This is a genomic window from Syntrophorhabdales bacterium, from assembly GCA_035541455.1.
Lineage (GTDB): Bacteria > Desulfobacterota > Syntrophorhabdia > Syntrophorhabdales > WCHB1-27 > JADGQN01.
In genome coordinates, this window is sequence record DATKNH010000010.1 from 1 (window position 1) to 7,705 (window position 7,705).

At 52.4% G+C, this 7,705-nt stretch carries 5 protein-coding genes, 1 rRNA gene and 1 riboswitch; of the genes, 2 read left to right on the forward strand and 4 right to left on the reverse strand.

The genetic code is table 11. From position 1 onward, the window contains the following. A 16S ribosomal RNA gene (locus VMT71_00855) occupies positions 1-107 on the reverse strand; the annotation flags it as partial. A 376-nt stretch (positions 108-483) separates the two neighbouring features. On the opposite strand from VMT71_00855, the gene VMT71_00860 reads away from it, so the two are divergent. Continuing rightward, positions 484-1,746: an IS256 family transposase gene (locus tag VMT71_00860; protein ID HVN22489.1), complete on the forward strand. Its 1,263-nt coding sequence runs from the start codon at positions 484-486 to the stop codon at positions 1,744-1,746. Positions 1,747-2,475: 729 nt separating this feature from the next. On the opposite strand, the gene VMT71_00865 is transcribed toward VMT71_00860, so the two are convergent. Further along, complete coding sequence (locus VMT71_00865; protein HVN22490.1) at positions 2,476-2,673, reverse strand: hypothetical protein; 198 nt, start codon at positions 2,671-2,673, stop codon at positions 2,476-2,478. Between the two features lie 317 nt (positions 2,674-2,990). Next, positions 2,991-3,284: a hypothetical protein gene (locus VMT71_00870; protein HVN22491.1), complete on the reverse strand. Its 294-nt coding sequence runs from the start codon at positions 3,282-3,284 to the stop codon at positions 2,991-2,993. A gap of 2,191 nt (positions 3,285-5,475) precedes the next feature. Continuing rightward, positions 5,476-5,569: riboswitch (cyclic di-GMP riboswitch) on the forward strand. 196 nt (positions 5,570-5,765) lie between these two features. Between VMT71_00870 and VMT71_00875 the strand changes: the two genes are divergently transcribed. Then, entirely contained in the window at positions 5,766-6,557 is a 792-nt protein-coding gene (locus VMT71_00875) for a fibronectin type III domain-containing protein (GenBank protein HVN22492.1), read from the forward strand. Positions 6,558-6,925: 368 nt separating this feature from the next. On the opposite strand, the gene VMT71_00880 is transcribed toward VMT71_00875, so the two are convergent. Further along, positions 6,926-7,705 (reverse strand): VCBS repeat-containing protein (locus tag VMT71_00880; GenBank protein ID HVN22493.1); only part of this gene is annotated, 780 nt, incomplete at its 5' end.

Genomic DNA, 7,705 nt, shown 5'->3' on the forward strand with positions numbered 1-7,705 from the left:
ACCCGTCCGCCGCTTTACTCATCCCCGAAGGGACTTTCACGCTCGACTTGCATGTGTTAGGCACGCCACCAGCGTTCGTTCTGAGCCAGGATCAAACTCTCAAATAAACTTAAAACTAAACTGGACCTTTCGCACTAAAAATAGGGGCCTAACTATTCTGTTGTCAAAGAACGGATAAACAAGCGAATAAAATAGTAACACACTCTTGCATACCCTGTCAAACTCCGCTTCGTTGCTGACCCGCGCATGCCGCAGAGTGTGTCTAATCGCTACTTTTAAAGAGCTACGTTACCGTTGAAGCAGTATAAGTATAGCTATTTTTTTATCGTTGTCAAGCGATTTATTCTTAAGTTTATTCTTAAGTCCCCCCGCCGTTCGCTGAGGTGTTATACCATTCTTAGTTGAAAGGTGAACGGTTGAAGATGTGGCTCCCACCGTGGGATAATCCACGGGCCAATATCTCATAAGAGAAAGGGAGCCACGATGAAAGTAGACACGAGACAGAGGAAAAAGGCAAGAAAAGGTTTTGCCCAGGTGTACGGCGATGAGGAACTGGCAGCGAGAATGGTGCATGTCCTGCAGACAGGCAAGAAGGGATTGGATTCGCTCGTGATGGATCTCGGACGCATGCTCGCTGAAACGATCATGGATATGGAGCGGGAGGAGCGCTCCGGCCCCGAAGGCAAGCCCCTCCATCCAGGCGTCTACAAGTGGGCCTATCAGCCGGGATCGATCTATTGCGGCGACCAGAAGATGCACGTCAATCATCCGCGCTTGCGAGGTCCCGGAGGAGAGATCGCGCTCTCCACGTATCAGACCTTGAAAGAGCGCGGTGTTTTCTCAGAGGAGCTTCTCGCGCGGGCACTCCGGGGTATATCGGGCAGACGCTACGGCGAGACCGTCGTCGATTGCGCATCCGCCTTGGGCGTCTCGTCCTCCTCCGTTTCCCGACACTTCATCGAGGCCACTGCCGCAAAGCTCAAAGCGTTCAAGGAAAGGGACCTCTCAGACATCGCTGTCTTTGCTGTCTTCATCGACACCGTCCACCGGGGCAACGACGCCTTCATGGTGGCCCTGGGCATTGACAGCGACGGCCGTAAGCATGCCCTCGGGTTCTGGCAGGGAGCTACGGAGAATCATGAGATCTGCGAAGAGCTCCTTGCCGATATGGAGGCACGGGGGCTTTTCCTTTCGAAGAAGACGCTGTTCATCACCGACGGCGGCAAGGGCATCATCAAGGCCCTGAAAGAACGGTTTGGCGCAAAACTGCTCCACCAGCGCTGTATCATCCACAAGGACCGAAACATCCAGAAACATCTCGCCAAGAAATACCGGAAAGAGGCGCACCGGAAATTCATGAGAGCACTGGAGCAGAACCGCTACGAGGACGCGAAAAAGATGCTCCTCGATTTTGAGAAATGGTTACGAGCCATCAACGAGTCTGCGGCCGACTCTCTGAAAGAGGCCCTGGAAGAGATGCTTACGGTCCACCGCCTACACGTTCCCTTGGAGCTCGCGAAGACGCTGCGGTCGACCAACCCCATAGAGAACATGTTCTCGACGGTCCGTGACTGCGAGGGCAACATCAAACGCTACCGGGGAAGCGCTATGTCACAGCGATGGCTCGCATCGGTCATCTTCTACTGTGAACAGGGTTTTCGAAGGATCAAGGGTTACGATCAGATTGCCGGTCTCATTCAGGCCATCGAACGGGAACAGGGAGACGCGGTGTCGGTCGCTGCATGAGAGAAAGAAAAGTACATGGGAGCCACAGAAGCTTCAACTAAAAACTTGACAACTCCGATGTGAATTGCAATATTCGTTTGCTTGTCCTTTCCGAGTCACTCTGTATAGAGAGTCACAGAAAATCCTGCCTTTCAGACCCGCTGCCCGTTAGCTGGTTGGCCTGCAGAGCGCAGGTTACTCCCTTATTCGTTGTACACGCGTTCGCTTCTTCTCTTCGCCGCCATCGATTGCAGATCCAAATCTCTAGGAGCCTTGCGAAAGTCTTAGCTCCTTTCTTGGTCCCTGTGGCATGCAGTTGCTTTATCTGGTCTGCTCTAATGGCTTCAGTTCGGTATATCTATTCCTTACCGATCTACTCATATCTGCATTGTCGCTTGCGATGAAGGAGAGTCTTTCTCCATTCCATGGCCAAACGAATACCGTCATAAACCAGACGATGAGTAACGGAGGAAACGTGAGACATAACAGAAATGACACAAAATACCTGACAATTAGGATACATGTCGCCATGCCTATCTGAAGCTGTTCTTTCTGGCCGTAATTTCCTTCCTCTTCAACAATAAAGGAAAGAAAAGCAAACACTGCTCTCTTCTTTCCACGGACTGCTCTGGATCTAATGGCTATTAAGGTCGCGCGGTGTTCCTCACGATTTTGTTGCGTTCGGCTATGCTTGAGCATGACCAAGCTCACTTTTTCGCCCGAAGCTTGCGGTCTGTTCCGCTTGCTCGCTCACCTCACTACGGTGCCCTTGAGCACTGGATCACAGCCGAATACCTCGCCCTTTTTAAATTGGATATCCGCGACGATTTTGTAGAGAGCATCCCCGATACGGTGAAGATAGGGGCGACGCGCTACGGCCTGGTCTGCGGAACGACAGACAATGCCACCCTTTATAATGATCCTCTCACGCGCTTTATAGGTATCCATAGTTTCCTCCGCGCGGAGCTCTGCTTCGTCCTTAGGGAAATCCTTCCTGAAAACGTATGAACCGTTGAACCGCATAGCGGCGTGTGGCAAGCGTCGTGCCGCATGCATTGTGCCGACGAAATGGCTGCTTTTGTACACACATACAGCCGTAAGTCGTAAAAATACCGCGGTTGGACTATTGCGGCGTTGCATACATTTCTTTATGCTACGCCTTGCATTATTGCAGGTATACCATACTGGCCTGCCTGGTTTCTGCTATACGGAACATGAGCGGTGCTTCTTCCCAAGCGATGCTCTCGACAGAAACCGGTGCACGTTCAAGAACTCCGGCTCAAGCTAATGGCTTTGGCATGTTCACTCCGATGCCCATACAGGATTCCCCTGAATAAATAAGCTTCCGGTATGTTCGGCCACATCTCTATGGATTCATCATAATCTTGCATCGCGGCGTCGTGGTTCCCGAGCTGATACTGTGCTATGCAGCTATAGGTATAGGCTTCGGCAAAGGTCGGCTGAAGATCGATCACCAGCCGAAACGCGCTAAACGCATCTTGCCACGAACCGGACCGAAGTTGCTTGAGGCCATATATAAACAAATCATTGGCGTCCATAAATAGCATCCCTCCAACCGCGCCTGCCGCACTCCGGGCTGACATTCATCTGCTATCGGTCACAACTTGACCTCTTAGTCTCTCATGTAGTGTTTTGTTTTCCAAAAGTCTATTGGCCATACGGCCACTTGTCCTGATATCACGCCATTTCCGTGGTTCAGTGTTTTGCCGTGTCAAGGGTGTAGATATATAATCTCCTGTACCTGACTCAGCAGGCTAGCCGACCGCTACCGCACCTATGCCCATAAAGGTCTTAATGTGAGTATGCGTTATTGCATGTACGCGGCTTCCTCAGCGCAATGGCTCACGAAAGTGATTGACTATACAGTTTTGCATCAGACTTATCAGAAGCGTGTGGCATGCTGGTTGATGTTTCTAGCCATGAACTACACAGGGCCAGTGCTTGATGAGAGTATAGCGGATAATCACGCGCAGGAAGGGATAGAATTATGGAAGGAGGTGATGAGAAAGAGTTTATCGAGGGGCACCACTCTCTTCGGCAAGGAACATCAAAGTAGCGGATGTGGTGAACCAGTTCTCAATTATCTTATCGAGAAGATCTATGGATATGATTATGCGCCTGTCCGGCAGTATTGCTTATGAATGCATCCGGCATGCGCTGGGCCTCCTCTTTGCTTTCTGCGGGCATGCGATGATCCGACTCATCCCTATTTTTGCGGGTGAGTAGGTTACCCTCGTATTTGTGGAAGACCTCGGGAGCGTTTAAGTATGAATACGAGTTCATCGAATAACATATCAGACTTCATTGATATGGGCATGGAGAGCGGCCACTGAGCTTTCACTTTGCGTGAGCTCCTATTCTGCCGTAATTTTTTTTTAAACAATAGTAATCGTTTCATCACGTGCTTACCTCAAGCGAGCGCAAGGTCAATATTTAATTTTAGGGGTTGCCGGTAAGATTCTGCTTCTCAAAGCAGTTGATGTTCTCAAGTCCCAAAGCTTGCTTTTTTTCAATAGTTCACACCTGTTTCATGCACTCACAAGAATTACAATGTTTGGGCATAACTTTTTCTAAGGGGACCTTCTCGCGCTGAAGGAGACTGTTTCACGGCGGTTGCGGACCTCCATCCATTCGGCACTAATTTTCAGAACCTTCAGACACTTCGCGCACAGTCCGAGCTCATTTTTCTTGAACATGTTACTGCAGCACCGAGAACAGACTAGGGCACCGGATCTTTTTGGGTGATCAGGATAGATTCGGTTACCGCATACCCAACACCTGAAGACCATGATGCCGTGATTGCTGTCATCAATCATGTACCCACAACCACACTTTTCGCACATAGTCGCTTTCGATTCCTCCCTCTCTGCGAAACTCGATAAATGTGTTCACGCTGGCGTCATGCAGTTGCCGCTCACCACAGCAACAGCAACCATTGTGCCGGGAGGTGTCGGTCAGTCCCGTGCAGAACCGCCCTGTCATTGCATGGACTTACACTGTTCAGGTCTGCGATGAGTGTAATGTACTATTGTGCGCCCGCAATAGCTTTCCATGGCCGCATGTTTTATGTTGCGTGCACGCAATACTCCTTTAGGCCCGTTAGCGCATTAGCCTCGAGGAAGTCGTTGACACACTTGTGAACAGCCCTCAGCAACAGATTTCATATCGTTCAACACCAACTGTAATAAGATGCCCTGCAGTCATTATTGCGCTTGTGCACCATGGAAGAAGCGCTCAACTGGGATACCTTGCACAGGCGCAAGAATGGCGCAGCTATTGTACCGCATGAGGGGATGCGGTGTGCATAGAAATAGCATTTCTCTGCAGGAGCAAGAACTGCGTGATGGTACATGAATCAATTATTGTACGAAGCAATTCTTGACTGAAAATTAATCAATGTCGTGCCGGAATCGCTGCACGTGCCAGGGGCGAGCCGGTTTGTTTTATCATACACGTTCTCGGCCGAACTGTAGGTTAATCCCTTCATAGCCGGCATGCCTTAAATCCGTTTGGAACCACGGAGCCCTGTGTGTCAAGCACCTGCGCTGTAGAGTCTAGCGGCATCCAAGTTGCATGCATTTTTGGAGATAGAAGGCCTCGAGTGCGAGCCTGGACGGTAAAGAGGTTGGAGCCATGAAGGAGTTCTTGGAAGGCCACCATCAGTTGACCTGATGCGGTTGTGGTCGGGGCTTATCAAGACTTTCGTATTCGTTTCTGTAACAAGCAGTTGCTTGAAAAAGGCAAACTATCTGAAAGGATGGGACGCAAAGCCGCTGGTCTAAGTTCCCCGTGGTGAGGAATGAGGTAGCGGCAGGTCGTCAGGCGAATGCGGCATTGCATATGCTGACTTTCGCAGGGCTCAATGAAAAATCAGCCGTGGAGGTGCTTCACTGATCGTCAAGCGTGTTGAACCAAAGGTCCAGACAATATCGTCCGTTCGTTTCCTTCTAGCTTCACTCTTCCTCTTCTTGTATATAGTTTCAGGTCTTCTCTTCCACAAAGAAGCCTTTGGTGGCCAGGTGACCTTGGCCTGGGACCCCGTGACAGCCTCCGGCTTGGCTGGATACAGGGTCCACTACGGAACGGCAAGTGGGAATTACTCGTCTGTCGCCGGCGTGGGGAATCAGACAACTGCGACAATAACCGGCCTCACGGCGGGCACAAGTTACTACTTTGCCGCCACCGCCTACGATACGGCGGGAACCGAGAGCGCCTTCTCCAACGAAGTGGTCTATATCGCGCCCTCGTCCTGCAGCCCCGCGATCTCTCCTGGTACCGTATCGGTACCGGCCGCGGGCGGCACGGGAAGTGTCACCGTTAGCACCTCCAGCATCTGCAGCTGGACCACGGCTAATCTGGCGTCGTGGGTAACGATCACATCAGGCGCCAGTGGCACAGGCAACGGGACGGTCACGTACTCGGTCTCCGCCAACACAGGCTCCGCTTCAAGAACTACCAATCTGACCATAGCGGGCGTTATCTTTAACGTGATACAGACTGGCGCACCCACATCCACCTATACCATTACTGCCAGTGACAGTGCGGGCTTCACCCAGACCCCCACAGCCTGTACTCTTGCGATAACGACAAACGGGTCGGGACGGGGCACGGTGACGAGGAGCCCATCAGCGCCAACCTTCCCTGCGGGCACCGTCGTTACCCTCACCGCGGTCCCCGGTTGGAGTTCTGCATTCTCGGGCTGGTCAGGGGCGTGCACGGGGACTTCAACCACGTGCACACTAACCATGACCTCCGACACGAGCGTCACCGCCACGTTCAATGCACAGTGGATATGGGGGTGGGGTGGGTGACAGTGACGAGTTTATCTCGTCACATACGCCCGCCACGGCCGTGCCGCGACTTCTTCGAAAGCCGCGGAGCGCCACGCGCTTAAAATAGTAGGCTAGTTGATGGTTTCCTGCGGGCCCGTTTCTGTGGCCTAAATACTTCGGCACAATCCATCCGGTGAGGTGTCGCTTCCTGAGTAACGGTAATGCCTCTGAACGACCTGGCAGCAACCCAACGACCGCTTGGAATTTCTGCCTACATAATACAATCTAACATTGAGCTGTTTCACCCGGTTACAGGCAGCTGGCAGAATGCCCGACCGGAAAGCCAGCTGCCATGCAGGAGAGCACCGTCACTAGGAAGCCCAAATGATCTGAGACGGCGATCCACGCTAATTGTTGGTTTGGCCAGCCATCTCTAGGCTAAGATTGGGCTCCGCATCGAGAGGCAGCGCCTGTGCCACGTTTGCCCCGTTCATGTACCAGACCATGTCTGCGCCGGTCGTGGTGTTTCTCAGGAGGATGTCCGGCTTGCCGTCGTTGTTCAGGTCGGTGGTGCCCGCGATCTTCCAGTTCAGGTCGGGAAGGCTGTTGACTGAGTCGGAGCCCGTATGGGTTATCCCGTCCATGTACCATACCGCGTTCGCACCCGTGGATACATTGTGCCAGAGAAGGTCCGGCTTCCCATCGTTATCAAAGTCGGCAGCGCCTGCGATCCTCCAGTCCTGGTTCGAGACGAGAGGCAAACTGGCAGAGCCGCTCTGCGTTGCGCCGTTCATGTACCAGACCATGTTTTCGCCGGTCGAGATATTGCGCCATACGATGTCAGGTTTTCCATCGTTGTTGAAGTCGGCAACGCCGGCAATCTTCCAGTTCTGGTCCGTTATAGGCGCTAGATTGGCAGAGCCACTGTGGGTTGTGCCGTTCATGTACCAGACCATGTTCGCACCCGTGGACATATCGCGCCACAGGATATCTGCCTCACCGTCATTATTGAAGTCGGCAACACCTGCCATTCTCCACGCACCGCTCAAGGGTTCGAGCGCGGCAGTTCCTGTATGTGTCGACCCGTTCATGTACCAGACCGAGTTCTCGCCCGTAGCTATATTGCGCCAGAAGATCGTGGCGCCGCGGGTGGTGAAACTGGCGATGACCGTGTGGTTGGCCGCTAC